This window comes from Rhodoglobus sp., from assembly GCF_053580035.1.
The window spans coordinates 160,508-182,179 of sequence record NZ_JBMDVL010000002.1; the positions used below are offsets into that span (position 1 = coordinate 160,508).

19 protein-coding genes and 1 tRNA gene are annotated in these 21,672 nt (G+C 59.0%); 6 read left to right on the forward strand and 14 right to left on the reverse strand.

What is annotated here, in order from left to right:
* Window positions 1-54: 54 nt before the first annotated feature.
* Window positions 55-2,085 carry an RTX toxin gene (locus ACOH1Z_RS10045; RefSeq protein ID WP_449648355.1) on the reverse strand — a complete coding sequence of 677 codons (2,031 nt, stop codon included), beginning with the start codon at window positions 2,083-2,085 and terminating at the stop codon, window positions 55-57.
* 372 nt (window positions 2,086-2,457) lie between these two features.
* Here ACOH1Z_RS10045 and ACOH1Z_RS10050 point away from each other — a divergent pair, with 372 nt between their 5' ends.
* Window positions 2,458-4,056: a helix-turn-helix transcriptional regulator gene (locus tag ACOH1Z_RS10050; protein WP_449648356.1), complete on the forward strand. Its 1,599-nt coding sequence runs from the start codon at window positions 2,458-2,460 to the stop codon at window positions 4,054-4,056.
* Window positions 4,057-4,421: 365 nt separating this feature from the next.
* On the opposite strand, the gene rplL is transcribed toward ACOH1Z_RS10050, so the two are convergent.
* From rplL to ACOH1Z_RS10070, 4 genes are all read right to left on the reverse strand, one after another.
* Entirely contained in the window at window positions 4,422-4,802 is a 381-nt protein-coding gene (rplL, locus tag ACOH1Z_RS10055; protein ID WP_449648357.1) for a 50S ribosomal protein L7/L12, read from the reverse strand.
* Between the two features lie 39 nt (window positions 4,803-4,841).
* Window positions 4,842-5,357, reverse strand: a complete 516-nt coding sequence (rplJ, locus tag ACOH1Z_RS10060) for a 50S ribosomal protein L10 (RefSeq protein ID WP_449625201.1) — start codon at window positions 5,355-5,357, stop codon at window positions 4,842-4,844.
* Window positions 5,358-5,621: 264 nt separating this feature from the next.
* Complete coding sequence (locus ACOH1Z_RS10065) at window positions 5,622-7,028, reverse strand: sensor histidine kinase (protein ID WP_449648358.1); 1,407 nt, start codon at window positions 7,026-7,028, stop codon at window positions 5,622-5,624.
* A 65-nt stretch (window positions 7,029-7,093) separates the two neighbouring features.
* Window positions 7,094-7,846, reverse strand: a complete 753-nt coding sequence (locus tag ACOH1Z_RS10070) for a response regulator transcription factor (protein WP_449648359.1) — start codon at window positions 7,844-7,846, stop codon at window positions 7,094-7,096.
* Window positions 7,847-8,013: 167 nt separating this feature from the next.
* On the opposite strand from ACOH1Z_RS10070, the gene ACOH1Z_RS10075 reads away from it, so the two are divergent.
* Both ACOH1Z_RS10075 and ACOH1Z_RS10080 read left to right on the forward strand, forming a co-directional pair.
* Window positions 8,014-9,495 (forward strand): ABC transporter permease, encoded by a 1,482-nt coding sequence (locus ACOH1Z_RS10075; RefSeq protein WP_449648360.1) that lies wholly within the window; start codon window positions 8,014-8,016, stop codon window positions 9,493-9,495.
* Between the two features lie 35 nt (window positions 9,496-9,530).
* Entirely contained in the window at window positions 9,531-10,202 is a 672-nt protein-coding gene (locus tag ACOH1Z_RS10080; RefSeq protein ID WP_449648361.1) for an ABC transporter ATP-binding protein, read from the forward strand.
* Window positions 10,203-10,271: 69 nt separating this feature from the next.
* Here ACOH1Z_RS10080 and ACOH1Z_RS10085 read toward each other — a convergent pair whose 3' ends face one another.
* Entirely contained in the window at window positions 10,272-11,603 is a 1,332-nt protein-coding gene (locus tag ACOH1Z_RS10085) for an MATE family efflux transporter (RefSeq protein WP_449648362.1), read from the reverse strand.
* 6 nt (window positions 11,604-11,609) lie between these two features.
* Entirely contained in the window at window positions 11,610-13,046 is a 1,437-nt protein-coding gene (locus tag ACOH1Z_RS10090; RefSeq protein WP_449648363.1) for a hypothetical protein, read from the reverse strand.
* A gap of 135 nt (window positions 13,047-13,181) precedes the next feature.
* On the opposite strand from ACOH1Z_RS10090, the gene ACOH1Z_RS10095 reads away from it, so the two are divergent.
* Entirely contained in the window at window positions 13,182-13,784 is a 603-nt protein-coding gene (locus tag ACOH1Z_RS10095) for a YqaJ viral recombinase family protein (RefSeq protein ID WP_449648510.1), read from the forward strand.
* Here ACOH1Z_RS10095 and ACOH1Z_RS10100 read toward each other — a convergent pair whose 3' ends face one another.
* From ACOH1Z_RS10100 to ACOH1Z_RS10130, 7 genes are all read right to left on the reverse strand, one after another.
* Complete coding sequence (locus ACOH1Z_RS10100; RefSeq protein ID WP_449648364.1) at window positions 13,785-14,453, reverse strand: DUF998 domain-containing protein; 669 nt, start codon at window positions 14,451-14,453, stop codon at window positions 13,785-13,787. It abuts the gene before it with no gap.
* Between the two features lie 95 nt (window positions 14,454-14,548).
* The gene (locus tag ACOH1Z_RS10105; protein WP_449648365.1) at window positions 14,549-15,091 is read right to left on the reverse strand and encodes a GNAT family N-acetyltransferase; all 543 of its coding nucleotides are present in this window, start codon (window positions 15,089-15,091) and stop codon (window positions 14,549-14,551) included.
* 69 nt (window positions 15,092-15,160) lie between these two features.
* Complete coding sequence (rplA, locus tag ACOH1Z_RS10110) at window positions 15,161-15,850, reverse strand: 50S ribosomal protein L1 (protein WP_219949415.1); 690 nt, start codon at window positions 15,848-15,850, stop codon at window positions 15,161-15,163.
* Window positions 15,850-16,281, reverse strand: coding sequence for a 50S ribosomal protein L11 (rplK, locus tag ACOH1Z_RS10115; RefSeq protein ID WP_100389473.1), 432 nt, complete (start codon window positions 16,279-16,281; stop codon window positions 15,850-15,852). The genes rplA and rplK overlap by 1 nt, the downstream gene beginning before the upstream one ends.
* An 87-nt stretch (window positions 16,282-16,368) precedes the next feature.
* Complete coding sequence (nusG, locus tag ACOH1Z_RS10120) at window positions 16,369-17,316, reverse strand: transcription termination/antitermination protein NusG (RefSeq protein WP_449648366.1); 948 nt, start codon at window positions 17,314-17,316, stop codon at window positions 16,369-16,371.
* A 71-nt stretch (window positions 17,317-17,387) separates the two neighbouring features.
* On the reverse strand, window positions 17,388-17,669 hold the full coding sequence (secE, locus tag ACOH1Z_RS10125) for a preprotein translocase subunit SecE (protein WP_449648367.1): 282 nt from the start codon (window positions 17,667-17,669) through the stop codon (window positions 17,388-17,390).
* A gap of 64 nt (window positions 17,670-17,733) precedes the next feature.
* Window positions 17,734-17,806: transfer RNA gene (locus tag ACOH1Z_RS10130), tRNA-Trp, on the reverse strand.
* A gap of 471 nt (window positions 17,807-18,277) precedes the next feature.
* On the opposite strand from ACOH1Z_RS10130, the gene ACOH1Z_RS10135 reads away from it, so the two are divergent.
* The gene (locus tag ACOH1Z_RS10135; RefSeq protein WP_449648368.1) at window positions 18,278-20,332 is read left to right on the forward strand and encodes a choice-of-anchor G family protein; all 2,055 of its coding nucleotides are present in this window, start codon (window positions 18,278-18,280) and stop codon (window positions 20,330-20,332) included.
* A gap of 131 nt (window positions 20,333-20,463) precedes the next feature.
* Window positions 20,464-21,660 carry a pyridoxal phosphate-dependent aminotransferase gene (locus ACOH1Z_RS10140; protein ID WP_449648369.1) on the forward strand — a complete coding sequence of 399 codons (1,197 nt, stop codon included), beginning with the start codon at window positions 20,464-20,466 and terminating at the stop codon, window positions 21,658-21,660.
* The last annotated feature ends 12 nt before the right edge of the window (window positions 21,661-21,672 follow it).

The window sequence follows — 21,672 nt, forward strand, 5'->3', positions numbered from 1 at the left end:
AACCGTGAGAGAAGGTTCGGCGGGCAACCGAAGTTACCCGCCGAACAGTCGGGATCAGCCTTCGCGAACTACCGAACGTCGTCGCGCCACGCTGAACCCTACGAGCACCAATCCGAGCTGCAGGAACCCGAGTCCAGCGAGTGTCGGAGCGATTGTGCTCGAGCCTGTGAACGCCAATGTCGGCAGGTCTAGTGTCGGCAAGTCAACCGTCGGGGGCACCGTTGTGGGTGGCTCCTCGGGGGGAAGCGGGAACGTGGGCAGGTCGCACAGTTCCAGCGTGATGTCGCCTTCGGCGCTCAATGTCTTGTCGGCGTTGACGATCGAGACGGTGTAGGTCTCTCCGTTCGGCACGTCGGTGATGTTGAGCGAAAGTGTGGGCAGGTCCGCTTCGAAGGTAATCGGTGCGATTCCTTCGACTGCCTTGCCGGTCACCTTGTTGATGACTGTGACGGTGTAGTTCTGGCCGACAACGAGCTCGCTTGCGGAGACCGCGATTGTCGATGCACCCAGTACGTTGCACTCGGTCTGGCTAATCATCACGATCGGGTTTCCCGGGCATGCGGCGAGATACATGTCGGCAGCAGCGGTGACAGTGGGATCCGACAGCGTGTCCGTTACCACTACGCGGTAGCTTTTCTCCGGGGCGAGCCCGTCGAAGGTGAACTTCTGTGCGTCAGCGGTTCGCGAATCAAGCTTCTGGGCTGCACCAACGGCGACATTGTCGCGCATGAGTGTGACGGTGTAGTCGCGGCCGACGCTGAAGTTGGACACGGTAGCGGTGAGTGCCGCGGTGCCACCAGGAGCCGTGCACTGTTCGGCGGTCAGTTCGACCGTCGTGTCGTTAGTGGCACACGGAAGCAGCGTTGCAGAAGCACTCGCTGTGTTGTTGGGCAACATGACATCAGTAACCGTTGCCGTGTACGTGCCTTCGGCGAGGTTTTTCAGTTCAGCATCAAAACGGTCAGTAGTCGCAACAAAGTTGCTGTTCGTGAGTACCGGCTTGTTAGCCGGGTCGGTGATGACCACGGTGTACGAGCGGCCAGGAACGAGGCCCTCAACCGCAACCGTGATTTCGCCTTCAGCATCGCCAGAGACGACGTTGCACTGGGTAGCCATCAGGGTCGGCTTGACGAGCAGTTCGGGGCACGGAAGGAATGTGTGCGTTGCGCTCTTCAGCGGCACAGCCTTTGCTGCCCCCGTGTCTACAACAGTCGCGTAGTAGCTAGCCGAGGGTGTTGCCGGTGAGTTGTAGGCACCTGTTGCTGAGTTAGCGACGAAGGTGTGGCTGTCAACGACGGCGTCTGAGCCAGCGTTGACGATACTGACGCGGTATTCGCGACCAATGACGAGGCCACTGAGGTTCACCTTGATGGATGCGCCTTCACCAGGAACGCTGCACTCGTTGGGAACAATGGCGATTCCTGAAGTCTCGGGACAAGCGAGCGACTGAACCGTCTTGCAGGCCGTAAGAGCACGGTTGGTGGTGTCTGTGATCTTCACCTCATAGGTTCCGCCTGCGACCATTCCCTGCCACGTGTAGCTACCAGTGGTCTGAGTCGGCGTGTACATGACTGTTTGGGTTCCCGCAGCGCCGCCAGAAAGAGTCAGTTCATACTTGCGATCCGCGACGAGTCCCTTGAAGGTTGCAGTGATTCCGGTGGTGCCGCCGGGTACATCACAGCTCGATGCCGTGACGTTGACGATGCTCTGAGAGACACACGGCGTTGACGTCTTCGTCCACGTACGGTTCCAACTGGTGTTCGTCGGGTCGTTCCACGCTGTCACCGATGCGGTGAAGGTGTGGGCATCAGTGGAGTTGGGGAACGCAAAGAAGTGCTCACCGTTCTTGCTGAAGGGAATTACTTGCTCTTTGCCACCCTCAAGCTGGAACTTGATGAGGTTTTGCTGGCCTTCGCGAGAACCGCTTGCCTCGTAGTACTTACCGGTTACCGTGACGCCTTCACACGTGACAGAGATGCTCGGCGTGTGAGCTTCGGCAGCCGATGACACAGAGACAACAGCCAAGCCAGATCCAACTACCAGGGCCAAAGCAACGATCGCGGAAATACCGCGAGTGTCACGCAAAGACCAACGCTTTCGCGGTTGTCCAGTGGACTTATCGAATCGGGGGGTTCGATTTGCGGCGCGCCAACGCACCTTAAAGTTATTCACTTCGGGATTCGCTCTCGGGTAGCGAACGACTCGGAACATATTCGAACCTGACGCGCGGGGAAGCGAGTCAGACCGGCGGGGGATTCCGGGTAGCTCTATCGGGATGTGTCACACGTTCGGGGGTCAATAATGCAACGTGCCCATTATGGGGGGTTCACAGAAACAAACGCAAGCCAGACACGCCGATACCTGCGGCGGGGTAGTCTTACTACTCTCGCGTCACCCACCCGACTAGGCGAGAACCACGAACTCATCGAGACAATAGTTTCGAAGAGGGGGTAGAAGATGGCGACAGCCGATGTGAGAACGCTTGAGCGCGCCTTCGACGCGGCTCAAACCGACGAAGGTATTGCCGCCGCGCTCACTGAACTCAGCAAGGTTTGGCCGCAACTGGTGGGCTCCGATGGCTCACGAATCCGTCAACTCCTCGATTCCGCAGCTCCCGAACTGTGGCACAACGACCCATGGCTCGTAACGTGTTATGCCGCAAGCTTTCGATCGATTGATGCAACAAACCGGTCAGCCGCCCTTCCTTATTTCGAGGCAGCGCTAGCGTTACTCAGTCCAACAACTCCCCCGTTGGTGCGCGCCACGCATCACCTTCATCATTCTGCGGCCCTCCGTTCGCTCGGACGACTTGACGAAGCATTGGCATCAATTACCATCGCGCACTCAATTGTCGAGAGTCCCGACGTCATTCCCCTGGCCAAACGAATTCCGCTCACTGCCGAAATCGCGTTGCACCGCGGCGCCGTCTACCTGCACGGTGGTGACTTCGACCGTGCGAAGGCCGACTATCGCATTGCAGGGTCGCTCGCCGAAACGAATCTAGGTGTAGCAGATCAGCTTGAGGTTTTCGGTGGCCTGGCGCTCATCCAGTTCTTCCTCGGAGACTTTGAACATGCGTTGAGCTATGTCTCGAGGGCAGAGTCCACCGGCGCTAGTCCGGCGCTCCGGGACAGCCGCTTTAACGCTCCTGCGTTGATCGCCGACCTACTGATCAGCGTAAACCAGCGGGGTGCTGACGCCGCAGACGGCAAGATCGCGCGGGTGAAATCGGCGATTGTTGAAACCGACTGGGAGCCGTTAGGACTCTATGCGCAAGCGTTCGTTGAGCTGTTCGTTGGCAAACCCCACGAAGGCCTCGACCTGTTGCGTTCGTCGCTTCATGCCCTCGACGGTTGGCAACCTGTCGGATTCGTTGCTACCGAGATTGGCGGTTCGCGAACGGCAGCGTTCCTGCAGCTTGGCGACTCTGGGACAGCGTGGGATGTTTTGGCACAGCTCTTCCCCACGCAACATCACACCGTGTGCCCGAGCCGGCTCGTCGCTCACTTGCGATTTGTCACGGGTGACTACCGCGGTGCGCTAGAGGCGTTGCGCGATTGCGAAACTCTCGGCGACGCTCACTCGAGCCGAAACCTTGCCGATGTATTTCTTCTCAAGGCCGCAGCGAACTTCTGCCTGGGAAACGAAGAGGCATCGGATGTCGCCTTCGATCGATCTTTGCGACTGGCGGCGCGCAATCGTCTGTTCAGCCCTTTCCGGCTCGTGCCAAGTGAGACTGTTCAGTCGATGCTCACTCGGGCGGCTGCCCGAAACCAGCCTCTGGAGGTTGGCGCCCTAGTGAAGCGGCTCGATGGCCTAACGGTAGTCATCCGGCCTCAAGATTCGTTGTCGCTGAGCGATCGGGAGCGTGCCATCGCCAAGGAACTCGTTCGGGGAAGCAGTTCTGCTCAGATCGCTGAGACCCTTTACATTTCGGTCAATACCGTGAAGTCGCATCTTAAGAACATCTACAGAAAGCTTGGAGTGACCTCGCGGACCGAAGCGATCTATAAATCTCGGGAGTTGGGGCTCCAAGTGGAGATCACCCGCGACTAACCCGCCATTCACCCTTTCGGGTGTTGCCGGATATGTTTGCCCTCGATACATTTGGTAGACCACTTCCGCTGGTTCCGCATATCGTTGCGTGGCCAGCGGTTCTCGTGCCGTATTTCCGTCTCCGGAACCTGATCCCTGGTGTCAACGGAATCGGCACGTTGGTGGGGCGCTCGGCTGGTTACCAGGCGCCCCACCCCCTCTTCCCGGCTTTCTCCTCCAGCCTGCGACTGGCGAGTTCGTCAGCGCACACGCACCAAGTGGTCTCCCGTTCTGCGCGTTAACGCAGAAAAGCGCCACCCCGAAGGGTGACGCTTTTCTGGCTAAGCATGCCTCTAATGAGGCCAGATCCTCTTTAAAGGATGTGACTACTTAAGGGTTACGGTTGCGCCGGCTTCTTCAAGAGCAGCCTTTGCCTTCTCCGCAGCGTCCTTGCTTGCACCCTCGAGTACAACGCTAGGTGCGCCATCAACAACTGCCTTCGCCTCACCGAGACCGAGGCTCGTGAGGGTGCGCACCTCCTTGATGACCTGGATCTTCTTCTCGCCCGCTGACTCGAGAACGACGTCGAATGAGTCCTTCTCTTCAACTTCTTCAGCGGCAGCAGGTGCACCAGCAGCTGCAACAGCAACCGGGGCAGCAGCAGTAACTTCGAAGACCTCTTCGAACTTCTTAACGAACTCGCTGAGCTCGATGAGGGTCAGTTCCTTGAAGGCCTCAATGAGGTCGTCGCTTGACATTTTTGCCATGATTTTCTCCTATATTTCTTAAGCTAATTAACCCGCGCGTTACTGCGCGGAATCCTGCTTCTCGCGCAGCGCGTCGACCGTGCGAACGGCCTGAGCGAGCGGTGCGTTGAACAGATACGCGGCGCCGAACAGTGAAGCCTTTGCTGCTCCTGCAAACTTCGCAAGGAGCACCTCCCGGCTTTCCAGGTCGGCCAGCTTGGTGACCTCTGCAGCGGTGAGCGCGTTACCGTCAAAGTAACCACCCTTCACCACGAGAAGAGGATTTGCCTTGGCAAAGTCACGCATAGCCTTCGCAACGGTGACTGGGTCCCCGTGTACGAATGCGATTGCAGATGGACCAACAAGTTCCTCGTCGAATGACGAGATTCCTGCGGCGTTAGCTGCAATCTTTGTCAGCGTGTTCTTCACCACGGCGTATGTTGCGTGCTCACTGATTGACTTGCGCAGCGTCTTGAGCTGGGCAACAGTGAGTCCGCGATACTCGGTTAGCAGAACGGCGGTCGAGTTGCGGAATAGATCCGTAAGCTCGGCGACCGATGCTTCCTTGTTCGCCATGGTGCTCCCTACTGGTTGATGTGTGTCTGCCTCAGAGCCGCACGGAAGTGTAAAGAGTGGCTGGAAACTAGAAAAGCTCCGGCTCTACTGCGCTAACGCAGAGGCACGGAGCTGAGTTGCGGCCAGATCTGGCCGAAAAACTACTTCACACACCTGCGCTGGCCTTCGTTTTCACGAACTTCGATCGCACACACTTTCGCGCATGCAAACGACCGGCGGTCTTTGGCTTCGGTAAGACTACGGGATCACCGGCGTAGCCGCAAATCAGGGAAGCTCGATGCGGAACACCGTGTTACCCGGAACGCTGGAAACGCTCGTCGTGCCCCCGTGCGCCGCAATGACTGCGGCAACGATCGCGAGCCCCAGTCCGGTGCTGCCGGCCGCCCGAGAGCGCGAGCTATCTCCGCGCACGAACCGTTCAAATATCGTTGACTGCAATTCTGGAGCGATGCCGGGGCCGGTATCGCGAATCTCGATGATCGTGCGCTTGCCCTCCCGCTGCAGACACGCAGTGACAATAGTGCCCGCTGGAGTATGCACTCGCGCATTCGCGAGCACGTTGACTATCACCTGGTGCAGTCGCAGGCGGTCACCGCTGACCATGACAGCGTCATCCGGAAGCTCCAACTCCCAGACATGGTCGGGACCTGCAGCGTAAGCGTCCCCCACGGCATCGATGATGATGCGGGAGAGATCGACTGGCTCATGTTGAATTGCCACATCTTCGTCGAGCCTCGCTAAGAGCAGCAGGCTCTCCACGAGTCCCGTCATGCGCACGGACTCCGCTTCGATTCGACCGATGGCGTGGGCGATATCATCGGGAATCTCATGCCCACCGCGACGCGTTAGTTCCGCGTAGCCACGGATCGACGCGAGCGGGGTGCGCAACTCGTGACTCGCATCCGCCACAAAGGTACGCACTTTGTTCTCGCTAGCTTCGCGGGAATTGAGGGCGGATGCCACATGCTCAAGTAAGCGGTTGAGTGCTGCCCCCACTTGCCCAACTTCGGTGCGCGGGTCAGCGTCATCAAGCGAGACCCGTTCGGCAAGCGCAACAGCTCCGCGATCGAGTTGGATTTCGGTGACACGGGTTGCTGTGCCGGCAACTCGTTCGAGGGGGCGCAAGGCGAACCGCACCGCAATGGCACCCGCAATTGCGGCAATGACGACGGCGAGAATTCCAATGCCAATGACCAACAGGGTAAGCCGCAACACGGTGTCACTGACATCAGCGAGCGGTAGCGCAACGATGAGAGACTCTCCATTGAACGGAGTGCTCGAAACGATGACCCGATATTCGCCGAGCGTACCCCCGAGATTCACCGTGACCGGTTCACTTGATTCGGTCAGAGCAGACAGCGCTGCGAGCTGATCCGCGGTCAAGGGCGACGGTGCGCCCCGGGTTCCCAAGACTCCAGCCGTGATAGTTCCATTGGAGGTCACGAGACCCGCAATTGTTCCTTCACGCTGGCCCGGCAGCGCTAGAAAGTCGCCAGCCGGGGGAATGTTTTGGGTGTTTCCTGTTGGCCGACCATCAAGCGCACCTTGGGAACGGCTTGAAGCGGAAACCAATTGAACATCGAGACGGTCAACCAGAAAGCCCTGCAACGCAAGCACACTCACGACGCCGATAAGCACTGCGGCGAGCGCAATGAGTGCGGCGCTGCCCAAGACTAGGCGATTGCGGAGGCTAAGCCTGCGGCCCGTCCCCGGGGCCTTCACTTCTCGAGGTCGGATCACTCGGCAGCCCGCAACATGTACCCGACCCCGCGAACTGTCTGAATCATCGGAGGGCCAAGAACATCAATCTTCTTGCGCAGGTAGGAGATATAGATTTCTACAACGCTTGCTCGTCCGCCAAAGTCGTAGCTCCACACCCTGTCAAGGATTTGCGCGCGACTGAGCACACGCCTGGGGTTGCGCATCAAGTAGCGCAAGAGCTCGAATTCGGTGGCGGTGAGGTCAACTTTGGTGCCTGCCCGGCTCACTTCGTACGTGCTTTCATCCAGCGAGAGATCCCCGACTTCAATCACCGGATCGGCATCGCCAGCAATCGTGATCGCAGAACGACGCAAGAGTGCGCGCAGTCGTGCCACGAGTTCTTCCAAGCTGAAAGGTTTGGTCACATAGTCATCGCCGCCAACCGTGAGTCCAGCAACGCGATCCTCGACAGCGTCTTTTGCTGTGAGGAAGAGTATGGGCGTCTCGATGCCGTCAGCTCGCAGTCGAGTGAGAACTGCAAGCCCATCTAGTCCAGGCATCATGATGTCGAGAACGATGACGTCTGGGCGAAATTCGCGAATGGTGGTGAGGGCTTGATGTCCATCAGAGGCGAGCCGAACATCCCAGCCCTCATAACGAAGGGCCATCGAGAGAAGGTCTGTTAGCGAATCTTCGTCGTCGACAACTACCGCACGAATGGCTGTACCGTCGGCTCGGCTCAAACGCGGTTGCGCCTGGACTGCCGGAAGGTGGCGTGACTGATTCATGTCTTCTAGTTATTCGGAGTTTCCTATGAAATTTCTGTGTACGAATTTCTGGTGTCATCGCTGAGAAACGCTTTCGCGGCTCAAGGCTAGTTCTCAGGTTGGCCATAGGGCACTGATAAGGCTCCTTCCTACCTTTGCCTTGACCACCCGAAGCACCGAGGAGACCCATGTTCGGAACGTACCTGTATCGAGAACTCAGCAACCGACGCAAACAGACAACAATTATTGCGGCCGGCATGGCTCTCGCCATTGCCCTCGTGATGATCGTGAGCGGCGTCGCTGCTGGTGTGCGAGACGCCCAAGCGAGCGTGCTCGCATCGATTTACGGTGTCGGCACCGACATCACCGTCACTCAAGAACCAGAATTACCCGCCGAAGGAGAAGCGGGGCAACAGCAGCAGCCTCGCTTTGAGTTTGGCGCTGACGACGGCGCCACCGCCGATGGTACAACCGCCCTGGCGCAGTCTCGTCTGACCAGTGGCGTTGGCAGCACTACCTTCGATGCGGATGCTCTCACGACCTCCGCCGCACTCGATAACGTTGCCGCAGCCACTGCCACCTTGACGCTCAACAACGTGAGTTTCTCGGGCGAGATTCCGACCCGCGACACTACCGCTACCGAAGAGGGCGGAGCGCCCGGGGCAGGGCAAATGGGCCCTGGCGGACCAGACGGTGCTGGCGGAAGCTCGTTCAGCGTCGACACTTTCACCGTTACCGGAATTGATGTTGCTGGCGAAAGTGTTGGCCCCCTCACTTCCGTCGGGCTCGTCGACGGTCGCGCGTTTGAGACAACGGATGCTGCAACCAACGTCGTAGTGCTGGACTCCGGCTACGCCACAACGAGCGAACTCAGCGTCGGCGACACCCTCGAAATTGGTGGTGAGAAGTTCGAGATCATCGGAACCGTCTCATCCACTTCATCGGACGCCACCACGGCATCCAACACCTACATTCCGCTTGATACAGCACAGCGCATCTCAGAGCTTGAGGGTCAAATCTCGACCGTCTACGTGCAGGCTTCATCGTCGACCGACATTGCTTCAGTTCAAGCCTCGCTGCAGAGCGCACTTCCGGATGCAGCAGTCAAGACTCAAGAGGATCTTGCCTCGAGCGTGTCCGGCTCGCTGTCAACGGCCTCCGACCTCGTCGGCAAGCTCGGAACGTGGTTGTCGATCATTGTGCTCGCCGCTGCGTTCCTGATCTCTGTTCTTCTCACTACTTCTGGCGTCGCTCGTCGCACCCGTGAGTTTGGCACCCTGAAGGCGATCGGCTGGAGCAATGGTGCGGTCGTGCGTCAGGTTGCTGGTGAGTCACTGGTGCAGGGGGCAATCGGCGGGGTGATTGGCGTCGCCGTTGGGCTGCTGGGCATTCTTGCGATCAATCTAGCGGCCCCCGCCTTGAGCGCGAGCGCGACAACGACTACTCCGTTCGGCCCAGGGGCCGGACCGGGGGGAGGCGGACGATTCGGAGATGCCGCGGCCACGGCTGCTGCTGCCTCGACCGAGATCGCTCTACAGATTCCGGTAACTCTCGGCATCATCGGCATCGCCGTGGCCCTCGCCATACTCGGCGGCCTCATCGCTGGCGCCTTCGGTGGATGGCGCGCAGCCAAACTGCGCCCAGCCGAAGCTCTGCGCAGCGTTGCCTAATCCCACCGTTTTTTCTGACCAGTAGGAGACCTTCTATGTACGAACTAGCTAATCTCACCAAAACCTACGAGACCAAACGTGGCCCCGTCAGCGCACTCAACAGCGTAACCCTCAGCATCCCGACCGGACAGATGGTCGCGATTCAGGGACCGACGGGCGGGGGAAAGTCGACACTGCTGCAAATGCTTGGTGCACTTGAGCGTCCGACCAGCGGCACGGTCACTCTGGGTGATAGCGAACTGTCTGCGATGCCGGATGCTCGACTTGCAGACATTCGCGCGCGCACGATTGGGTTTGTTTTCCAGGGCTTCAATCTCATCCCCACTCTTACTGCTCAAGAGAATGTGGAGACGGCCCTTGCGCCGCTCGGACTCGCGAACGCTGAGCGTAAGCGTCGCGCGACCGAAGCGCTCGAGAAGGTCGGCTTGGGCGAGCGTTTAGCTCACCATCCGTCTGAGCTTTCTGGTGGTCAGCAGCAGCGTGTTGCGATCGCTCGGGCACTCGTCAAGGAACCTTCCGTGTTGCTAGCCGACGAACCGACCGGAAACCTCGACGAGCAGACCCGGGACGAGATCATGGAACTGCTTGAGGGCTTGTGGCGCGATCAGGGGCTGACCTTGATTATCGTGACGCACGACTCTGCTGTTGCGAAGCGGGCTGAGCGTCGATTGCAGCTGAAGCACGGAGCAGTGACCGAAAAGAAGTAGCGCTGCGAGGCTTTCACCCAGGAGAGGTCTGCCGTGACTAAGCGGAGTTGGTGGGCGGCGCGGTAGTTGCTACCGTGTCGCCCCTGTGACGAGCCACCGCTCGCCTCTAGCTCGCAGTCCCAGTGTCACTGCTCGTGCCCCGATGTATCCCAGTCCGAAGGCGAACCACAGTGAGACCAGTGCTGGTGCGGCGGTGAGTTCTGCGAGAGAAACCCACCAGAGGAGTGGGAGATAGACGGCAAGGTTAATGAGACCCGTGAGGGCAAGGTAGCGCGCATCCCCCGCACCGATTAGCACCCCGTCGAGCACGAACACGTAGCCGGCGACAGGGATGCCGAGAGCCAGCACGGGAAGAAGAGCCGCTAGCCCTGTGCGAACTTCTGAATCGCTACTGAACACGAAGCCAAGCCAGGGTGACATCGCCAGAATCACGATTCCCAACACGACGCCGCTGAAGATTCCGAGTTCAATGAGTCTGCGGGTGATCGCTCGCGCTTGAGGAACATCACTGGCCCCCAACTCTTTGCCAATCATTGCTTGTCCGGCTATGGCGAGGGCATCAAGCACGAACGCGAGGGTGGCGAAGATAGTGAGGGCGATCTGAACCGTTGCGAGTTCCTGAACCCCGAATCCCGTTGCGACCGCAATTGTTGCGAGCATCGCTGCCCTCAAGGATGCCGTGCGGAGCAGCAGCCACGCGCCAGCATGCCCGGCAATGAGCATCCCGCCGAGGTGGGGCCGCACTCGCGCGTCTTCCCGGCGCGCGATGACGATGAGCATCACGAGGTAGGCAATCGCCATTCCCCAACTGGCCACTACGGTGCCGATGGCGGAACCGGCGAGCCCCCACCCGAATCCGTAAATGAAGAGAACGTTGAGCAGGGCGTTTGAGATGAATCCTGCGACCGCCACGATAAGTGGCGTTCGGGTGTCTTGCAAACCCCGCAGGAGTCCGGAGGCCGCAAAAGTGATGAGCATCGCCGGCAGCCCGAGAATAGAAATTGCGAGGTACTGGTTGGCGAAGCCGACGATGCTGGGGTCTGCTCCGAAGAGGCTGATCAGCCACGGGGTCGCTGGGATTCCAATGATGACCAATAGGAGACCCAACAGGATTGCGAGCCAAACTCCGTCGACGCCTGCCGCGACCGCTCGGGCACGGTTGCCGACGCCGAGCCAGCGTGCAACAGCAGGAGTGGTCGAGTAGGCCAGAAAGATGAGCAACCCCACCGCTGTTTGCAGTACGGCGCTGGCAACGCTGAGCCCGCCCAATTGCGCGCTGCCGAGATGACCAACGAGAGCGGTGTCGGTGAGGAGAAAGATTGGTTCCGCTACGAGCGCGCCGAGCGCCGGTAACGCAAGGCGCCGGATATCCCGGTCAAGTGGCGAGTGCAGCAGGCTCACTACTGGCTAGTCTGTCGACGACTCTGTCGCCTTGGGCGACGGTGACGCTGCAGGCTTTGACGGCGCCGCTTTCTTCGCGGCAGGTTTTTTCGCGGCCGGCTTCTTTGCGGCCGGCTTCTTCGCGGGTGCAGCGTTCGTCGCTGCGGCCGAGGTTGCCGGCGCAGTCTTCGTTGCCGGCGTAGCCTTTTTCACCGCAGGCTTCGTTCCGGCCGGCTTGACTGCTGTCCGCTTGGTTGCTGTTGGTTTGGTTGACCCAGCCTTGCTGGTGGACGTCGAAGCCTTGCTGGTGGACGTCGAAGCCGTGGACTTCTTAGCCCCTACAGTCGCCTTACTAGCGGCAGGCTTTTTCGCCGCGGTCGTCTTGGTCGTAGAACTGCTCGGCGTCGACTTCTTGGCTGGCGCCTTTTTGGCTGGCGCCTTCTTCACCGCGGCTTTCTTCGCTGGTGCTCTCGTTGCCGCGATGGTCGCTGCCGTCGTCACGGTTGAGGTAGCTGTTTCGGAGACATCCGGCGTCGAAGCTGCCGGTGTCGAAGACTGAACATCGGCGTTCGTTTCGTCAGATGCAGCATCCGTAGGACTCGTGGCATCCGTGTCAACCGCAGCACCCGCAGGATCCGTGACAGGCGCATCACCCGCGTCGCCGGCAGCACCGCGCTCAGCAGCACCGCCCTCAGCCTCAGCTAGACGCTCTCGGCGCTCACGAACCTGACCAATGATTGTGGGAATCAGCAGTGCCAGCAGCAGAACTACTGCAGTGGTGGCGATGAGCACCACTGACTGTACGGAACCTTGATCTGGCTGTGGTGTCGGGTCCACGATTTCTATTTCGCGACCGGAAAGTTCAGGCTGATATTGGGCGAGAGTCGTTTCGCCAGCAATTCCGCTTTCGCCACGCACGAGGGGAATGATCACGCCATCACTGAGGCTGAACCATGCTTTCGTCTCCGGCTCGTGCACGAGTGTTGCATCTTCGTCGATGTGGTCGAGGGCGAGCGTGATGCCGGGGTTGCGGATGAAGTCGATCATTTCTGGGTCGACCGTTGCCGGATCAATGCCAATCATGGCAATACCAACCGGCTCTTCACCAATCAGAACCGGCACCTTCCAGCGATTGACATACTGCACCGGAGTGTCCGTCTTCTGCCCAGAATGGAATGCCTCAGACCAGAGGAAGATTCGATCAATTTCACCCAGTTCAATACCATCCGTGAAATCGAGTCCGCCGCCTCGCTCGTCAACACCGAAATACTCTTCGAGCTCAAGAATGAGTCCGTCATCTGACGCTGCGAACTCGCTAACATCTGGCGGGATCGAACCAACGGATGCTACAGCGCCCGCCGCCGGAACGAATGTGATCATTGCAAAGAGTGCTGCTGCTGCGGCAACGGACCACCGACGACGGTGTCTCGACGGTGGCGCAGAATCGGAGTGGCGAGCTAGCATGCGCCTAGTCTGCCAGTACCGGCACACATTGGTTGACGTGACGCGTAACAACCACGACTTGGCGGCGGTGAATCTGGGTTTGTGCGCGGTGGGCACCATTGCGCAGCAGACACGAGAGACAATGGTGGTGTGACTATGCAACCGGAACTCGATCTGTGGGAGCCGGTTGCGCCCAATCACCTCAATCGCGTGGTCGCCCACGCTGAAGATCGGGTTGCCTGGCTTCGGGCGCGAAGCCGCGGTGTTACAGCGACGGATGCCGCCCGCTTGGCAACCGAAAGTTCGTTGCGTGGAGTGGTGGAGAGCAAGCTCCTCGGCTCTGGTTTCTCTGGCAATGCGTTCACCGATCACGGCCGACTGCGGGAACCTGAGATCGCACGGTGGGTGCTTGCCCAGCACGGCATCCGCTCAAGTTCTGCGCTCTATCACGCGCACGATCAACCACAGCATTTGGCAACTCCCGATGGTGTTGCCGTAATCGATGGTGCTGTGGTGTTGTCAGAAATCAAGACGACCCATAAGGCGTGGCGCAGCATCCCCCGTTCCTATTTGCGTCAAGTGTGGTGGCAGCAGTACGTGCTCGGCGCGGATCGCACCCTGGTGGTGTGGGAACAGCATGACGACTTTGTGCCCGTGCATGCTGAGCCGAAATGCTTGTGGGTTGAACGAGATGAAGACCAGATCCATGCCCTTGTCGGACTTGCCGATCGGCTGCTCGATCTCATGCGAGCGCCGTAGCTAGCTAACGCGGTCACGCCCCAGTTTGCGCGCAGCAATCACCGCGCCAAGCATCATGAGCCAGGCAATAGCGATAGTCGTTGCCACAAACTCGAGACGGCTACCAAGCACGACTTGGAAACGGAACAGGGAGAAGAGCCCACCCGTTCCGGCGATCACAGCAACAGCAATGGCCGTGATCAGCGACATTCGAGCGAGCACTCGGTGCTCCCGCGCGAATGACGTTTGGATCATTGCCCAGCAAGCGGCCGCGAAAGCGATAACGGCAGCGAGGGTGTGAGTGAAGTCCTGCACCGTGAAACTGGGGCCATAGGGCAGTGGGCATCCCGAAGTGCAGGTCACTTGCGACGCGAGCAAAAAGAATCCGCAGCCAACCCAGAGTGACACTGCTGGCGAACCGAGGGAAAGCAATGGTGGCCACGCTCGAACTCGGCGGGCAGCCCACGCGACGGCTGAGCCTCCCGCGACAATCAGAAGCAGGGCAATCTCGAACGCGGCGGCAGTAGGTTCGCCCTCAGCGCCGAGCTCGCTGACGTAGAGCTCTCGAGGAACAGAGAGTCGCGACATCCAGATAAGAGTGAGCGCAACCCCAACGGCAACGCTGCCAACAACAGCGACATAACCCTCAAGGGCACCGAGGGAGACTCGAGGCGGCGCAACTGCGGTCATAGCCCGAACGCCCGCGGGCGAGAAGTCAGCGGCGCGAGCATTCAACAATCGTAGAGCACCACGACGGCGCAAGCACCGGTCAGGGAGAAACTTATTTAGGCGTCTGCACTGAGGGGCAGCTCACGAACGTAGTCGTCTTCCCACCGCTCCCCCACAAGAAACTTCTTCGTACCCACGAGGCGAAAACCCGACTTCTCATAGAAGCGATTGGCACGAACATTTTCCTGATTCACCCCAAGCCAGACAGCAGCAAAACCCTCGAGTCGTGCGCGCTCGATTCCTGCCGTCACTAGAGCCTTGGCAACGCCAGCACCGTGGAACTCGCTGAGCACGTAACACTTGCTGAGTTCGACGCTTGGTCTCGCTGTGAGTGCTGCGGCAACATCCGGATCACTGGGCTCGTCACTGCAAAAGAGTACGTAGCCTGCTGGTCGACCATCAACCTCGCCGATCAGAATCTCGCGGGCGGAGTCGTTGAGGTAACCACTAAACGACTCGACCGAAAGGTGGTGCGCGATGAACTCGGCTATTGCCTGCGGGGTGGTACTTAGAGGGCAGGCGAGAGGAAAGGTGGTGCGTGCGAGCTCATGCAACATCTCAGCATCGGCAGCAACAGCAACGCGAACGGTGGTCGTCACGACGAAAACTCCTCCGGGGATGCGAAAACGGGGGCCGGCAGAAGCCGGCCCCCGTTCATCTAAGCAGTATTAGATCGAGTTGATGTCGACCGGGATGCCAGGACCGAAGGTCGTGGAAACAGTTGCTTTGGTGATGTAGCGGCCCTTTGACGAGCTCGGCTTTGCGCGAACGATCTCGTCGAGCGCTGCCTTGATGTTCTCGTCGAGCTGCTCGGCGGTGAACGCCGTCTTGCCAACAATGAAGTGCACGTTGGAGTGCTTGTCGACACGGAATTCGATCTTTCCGCCCTTGATCTCCGAGACAGCCTTAGCGGTGTCAGGAGTAACCGTTCCGGTCTTCGGGTTTGGCATGAGGCCACGCGGACCAAGAACCTTACCCAAACGACCAACCTGGCCCATGAGCTCGGGGGTCGAAACTGCTGCGTCGAAAGCGGTGTAGCCAGCGGCTACCTTCTCGATGAGCTCCGAGCCACCAACCTCGTCGGCGCCAGCAGCAATAGCTGCTTCAGCCGCAGGACCGGTTGCGAAAACGATAACGCGAGCAGTCTTACCCGTACCGTGAGGCAGGATGACGGTGCCACGAACCATCTGGTCAGCCTTGCGAGGGTCTACACCCAAGCGAAGAGCAACCTCAACGGTTGAATCAAACTTCTTTGAGCCGGTCTCGCGAGCAACAGCTACAGCCTCGGTTGGCGTGTAGAACTTGCCCTCTTCGAGCTTGTCGGTGGCAGCCTTGTATGCCTTGGAATTCTTGGACATTATGCCTCCACCGTGATTCCCATCGAACGAGCAGTGCCCGCGATGATCTTCATTGCGCCGTCGATGTCGTTGGCGTTGAGGTCAGCCATCTTCTGCTCGGCGATCGTACGAACCTGGTCTTTTGTGAGCTGTGCAACCTTGACGGTGTGCGGTGTGCCTGAACCCTTTGCAACTCCAGCAGCCTTCTTGATGAGCTCTGCTGCCGGCGGGGTCTTGAGGATGAACGTGAATGAACGGTCCTCGTACACGGTGATCTCAACCGGGATAACGTTTCCACGCTGTGCCTCGGTTGCGGCGTTGTACGCCTTGCAGAACTCCATGATGTTAACGCCGTGCTGACCAAGCGCAGGCCCGATGGGCGGTGCGGGGTTAGCGGCGCCGGCTTGGATCTGAAGCTTAATCAGACCTGTAACCTTCTTCTTCGGTGCCATTGTGTTTCCTTTTCAGTACGAACTGACCCGTGTGGCCAGCTCTCCCGCACCCGGTGGGGCGCGGTGGTTTTTTAGGGGCGTTAGCCCTTAAAGCTTGGTGACCTGATCGAAGCTGAGCTCGACTGGGGTCTCACGCTCGAAGAGGGAAACCAGAACGATGAGCTTTCCGCTCTCCGCCTTGATCTCGCTGATCGAACCAGGCAGGCCCGCGAACGAACCTTCCTTGATGGTGATGGTCTCGCCGATTTCGAAGTCGATCTCAGCAGGAATCGAACGCGCAGCGGTCTTGCCCTTAGCGGACGAGCCCTTAGTTGCGGGAGCTTCGACGATTTCAACAAGGCTCTTCAGCATGTTGAAAGCTTCTTCGAAGCGAAGAGGTACGGGGTTGTGGGCATTGCCAACGAAGCCAGTAACTCCAGGAGTGTGACGAACAACCGACCAGCTGTCTTCGTTGAGGTCCATGCGAACCAGAACGTAGCCGGGGATGCGAACACGGTTGACAAGCTTGCGCTGGCCGTTTTTGATTTCGACAACATCTTCCATCGGAACCTCGACCTGGAAGACGTAATCTTCCATAGCCATGGAAACCTTGCGGTTCTCGATGTTGTGCTTGACGCGCTTCTCAAAACCGGCGTAGGAGTGGATGACGTACCACTTGCCAGGCTGAAGACGCAGATCCATGCGGAACTCGGCGTACGGGTCTACTTCGGCGCCTTCGGCTTCAGCGTCATCCGCAGCTTCGTCATCGGTTGCTGCAACAGAGGCATCAGCATCTGTGGTGTTGTGAACGTCAAGAGCGCCATCGACCGCAGCATCTGCTTCGGGGTCGGCTGCAGCATCCAGAGCCTCAAGGAGCCCGGCAAGATCGGCATCGACATCGGTCGAGCCATCTTCTACGTGCATTGCCTGGTGCTCGGCGGAGTCTTCAGAACGCTCTGCCTCAGCCAGGGTGTTACCCGTCTGCGCCTCATCCTCCTCGGAGGACTGCTCTGCTGCCGTAGCGAGCTCGGAGTCTTCGCGGTGGTTCTCGGACACTAAATCTCTTTTCGTTACTCTGCATTTCGGCCGTAGCCGACGCGGTTTGTGGATGGCGGTTAGTAAAAGACCTAAACCACTAAGTCAGGGTTGCCGAACAAAAAGTTCACCAACGCGCTAAAACCAAAGTCGAGTCCGGAAACGATACCCATCATGATGACGACGAATACAAGAACGACAAGTGTGAAACTGACCAATTCACGCCTTGTCGGTGTAACGACCTTCTTGAGTTCGCTAATTACTTGGCGGATAAAGAGTGCCATGCGCCCGAAGGGTCCACGACGTTGCTCGCTGTCCTTCTTCGCCTTGGCGACGACGTCCTCGCTGGGCTCGTCTACGTCTTTCTTGGCCACTCTTAGTTACCTTCCGATACTTCGGCTTGCTCGACCCGAGACGTGAAACACGAACCGGGACTTGCAGGGCGGACAGGACTCGAACCTGCAACCTGCGGTTTTGGAGACCGCTGCTCTACCAATTGAGCCACCACCCTTTGCGAGAGATTTGCATCTCTCACCCCAACACTTTCGCACAAACACCGCCGGACTTCTATTTTCAGAAGTGGAGAGTAGGCGCGCGAAAGTATGGCAGTTTTCAACTACTTCTTCCAGTGTACGTCATGAAGCGGCCTCGTGAAATACGGCGAACAGCCAGACGGCAACAGATAGCGCGAAGCCCTCCCAATTCGGTGCCAAAAAAGTTTTCTGAAAAGAATCTGAGAATCCGCGTCATAACCGCCCCCGGTCGCAGTCTCTCTATACAAGCGGGGCGAACCACCCCGCAATTTCGGACAACACCGGCATCACCACGCGAGGACTAACCACCTCGCCGCATAACTAAAAAGCATCACCACCAGATGGGCAAGCGAAGCTGAGATCAGGCAGCAGTTCGTGGCACAACCCTCACGTTGGCCTCATAGTCGAGTCAGTTTCCTTATCCACACAGGATCAGGAAGGTACCAGTCGTGTTTACACAACACATCCCGCGCGCTGGGAAGCCAGTCGGGAATACCAAGCACAACCCAGTAGTCCGTTTTGGAGCGACGCTGGGAACCGTAGCCCTCGTTTCGGGCTTCACTCTCATTGCACCCGCTGCCGCGAGCGCCGACGAAGTCAACGGGGCGTCATACGCCTACGCCGAGTTCCTTTCCGGCAATGTTTTAGGCACGGACCTCGGCAACGTTGTCGGCCTTGGTCGGGTAGCTGCAAGCAACAACGGCAACCAACCACGTCAGATCAGTCGCAACCCCCTCTCCGTTGACGTGCTCGGGGCCACCGTCATCAACCAACCGGGCGGCATCCAACTCCCCATGGTGGATGTTCTCGATGCTGGAGTCATCAGCCACTACGCCCAGGCCGACCAGAATGGTGAGTCCTACGCCTCAACAGGAGCCATCCAGAACGACGGCGGAATTGGAGTCGGCAACAATGCTGCCGGTCCTGCCGGAGACCTAACACTCGATCTCGACAGTCTTCTCGACAACCAGTTCTCTTCCGTGTTGACCGACCTCAAGCTCGACCTCGAGGCGGTAGCCGCACGCGCCAACGGCTCGATGACCTCAGCATCAGGCGACTACACGCTCGCCGATGCCACACTGCGTTTCTCGAGCCCCGCGATCAGCCAACTGACCAGCAAAGTGAACAGTGCACTCAGCGGCGTCGACGGTCAGCTACTCAGTTTGGGCGGTGATGACGGTGCTCTCGGAAACTCGATCGACCGCATCCTCGATCCCCTCCTCAGCGTTGTTGGATCATCGGCAAACGTGAAAGTGGTTATCGACGCTGACGTGCACAATGCCGTCAGCTCACTGCTGAACGAAAAATACGGCAACGGAGCAGTGAGTTTCAATCTCGAAACCGGCGCGGTGCTCGTGGACCTCGAAACATTGTTAGGTAGCGACCTGAACGATTTGCCACCGAACACCGAGCTGCTGACGGATGCCGTCGTCAACCAGATCCTGAAGGGAATCACTGAAACAGTCGGCACCCTCGCTGACGACATCGTCGAACGAGTGGAGTCGGCTCTCCGAAACGCTCGCGTGGATGTTTCAGCGAACCTCACCGCGTTGAGCGGGCAGGATCCGGTGCAGCAGAAGGTGTGTAGTGACATCCAAGTCCCGATCATTGGTGACATCATCACCGGTGGCACGGGAAGCACTGGTGGCCTCGGCGGTCTTCTTGGTGGACTCACTGGTGGAGTAACGCACACCATCACACAGGGCGTCATCGGCTACACAACAGAAACGGTGTGCAAGCTCGTTGCGACCGCCCTGCCCGACCTGCGCAGCACTGTCGCTGTCACCATCGTCGGAACAGTCGATGACCTGATTGACGGCACCGCAGCACAGGCGAGCGCTAACATCTCGCTACTCGGTGGCACCGTGAAAACTGCGCTCGACGTCGATGCCATCATCGGAAGCCTCGGCACGAGCCTCAACCAGTCGCTGTTCTCCAACGACGGTGTCGTTAGCTCGGTCATCGCTCGCCTCAATACTGGATTGGTCAACCCCGCCGTTACCGGACTTCTTGGCAACTCAAGCGTCGCAACGGTGCTGAACGATCTGATCTCGATCACCGTCAACGTTCAAGAACAGTGGACCTCTACTGGTGCTGTCAGCGGCAACATGTTCAGCGAAACCGCAGTGCGAGTGAGCGTCGGCTCGGGAGGACTTCTCAGCGGTGCTCTCGGTCGCGCAGCATTAGCGCCCAGCTTTGCCGCTCGCGGAGTCGTCAGCCTCAACGTGGCCCAAGCCACCGTTGGGCCGAACGTGCGAACCGTCGTTGACCCAGGATGCACCGTGAACTGTGGCCCCGGCGGCGATCCAGACCCCTGTGTCGGAATTTGCATCCCCGGAGATCCGGACTTTCCAGAACTTCCGACTCTCGCCCTTGGCGGACAGCTCGCATACACCGGTGCCGGTGTTGCGACGCTCATCGCCCTCATCGTCGCGTTGTTGGCAGCGGGTGCCTACTTCGCGCGTCAAGGTTACCTACGTACACATCCCAAGTCCGAGCTCTAGGACTGCGTAGCTAACCTCTAGCGGCCGGAGCTGGTCGTCCCCCCAGGACCACTGCTCCGGCCGCTTTTCTCTGCCATCACTACGGTCGTAATCCCCTCCCCATCGCTAGCCGCAACGCCTAGACTTGACGGGTGACTTCACCTCGCCTCTCTGCCAGAATTTCCGCCATCGCCGAATCGGCCACCCTCAAGGTGGACGCTAAAGCTAAGTCGCTTCTTGCGGCCGGTCGTCCGATCATCAGCTATGCGGCTGGCGAGCCCGATTTCGCGACACCGGCGAACATTGTGGAGGCGGCATCCCGAGCAGTGCTCGACCCCAAGAACCACCGCTACACGCCTGCAGCCGGACTGCCAGAACTGCGCGAAGCAATCGCGGCCAAGACGCTGCGCGATAGCGGCCTCGAAGTGGGAATCAACCAAGTTGTCGTCACCAACGGTGGCAAGCAGGCCGTCTACCAAGCCTTCGCAACTCTTGTAGATCAGGGCGATGAAGTAATCGTTCCGACCCCGTACTGGACGACCTACCCCGAAGCGATCAAGCTCGCTGGCGGCACCATGGTTGAAGTTTTTGCTGGTGCAGATCAGGGTTACCTCGTGACCGTCGAGCAGCTCGAAGCAGCTCGCACCGAGAACACCAAAGTGCTGCTCTTCGTTTCACCGTCGAACCCGACCGGTGCCGTCTACACGCCCGAGCAGACCAAGGCCATCGGCGAATGGGCGCTCGAGCACGGCATCTGGGTGATCAGCGATGACATCTACCAAAACCTTGTTTACGACGGAGTGCGCGCTGTTTCCATCGTTGAGGTTGTTCCCGCGCTCGCCGACACCACCATTTTGGTAAACGGCGTAGCCAAGAGCTATTCGATGACCGGCTGGCGCCTCGGCTGGATGGTCGGCCCCGTCGATGCAATGAAAGGCGCTGCCAACTTGCAGTCGCACCTCACGAGCAACGTCTCCAACATCTCGCAGCGTGCTGCAATCGAAGCCCTCACCGGCCCGCAGGATGCCGTTGAAGAAATGCGCCTAGCTTTCGACCGCCGTCGCAAACTCATGGTCTCCGAGCTCAACAAGATCGACGGCATCAACTGCCCAACACCACAGGGTGCTTTCTACGTGTACCCGGATGTTTCGGGCCTACTGAACCGCGAATGGGCTGGCGTCACCCCAACCACAAGCCTCGAACTTGCCGATCTCATTCTCGAAAAAGCTGAAGTTGCTGTGATCCCCGGCGAAGCATTCGGACCAAGCGGCTACCTCCGCCTCTCCTACGCCCTCGGAGACGACGCCCTCCTCGAAGGTGTGCAGCGCCTTCAGAAACTTTTCAGCTAACACAACAACCGC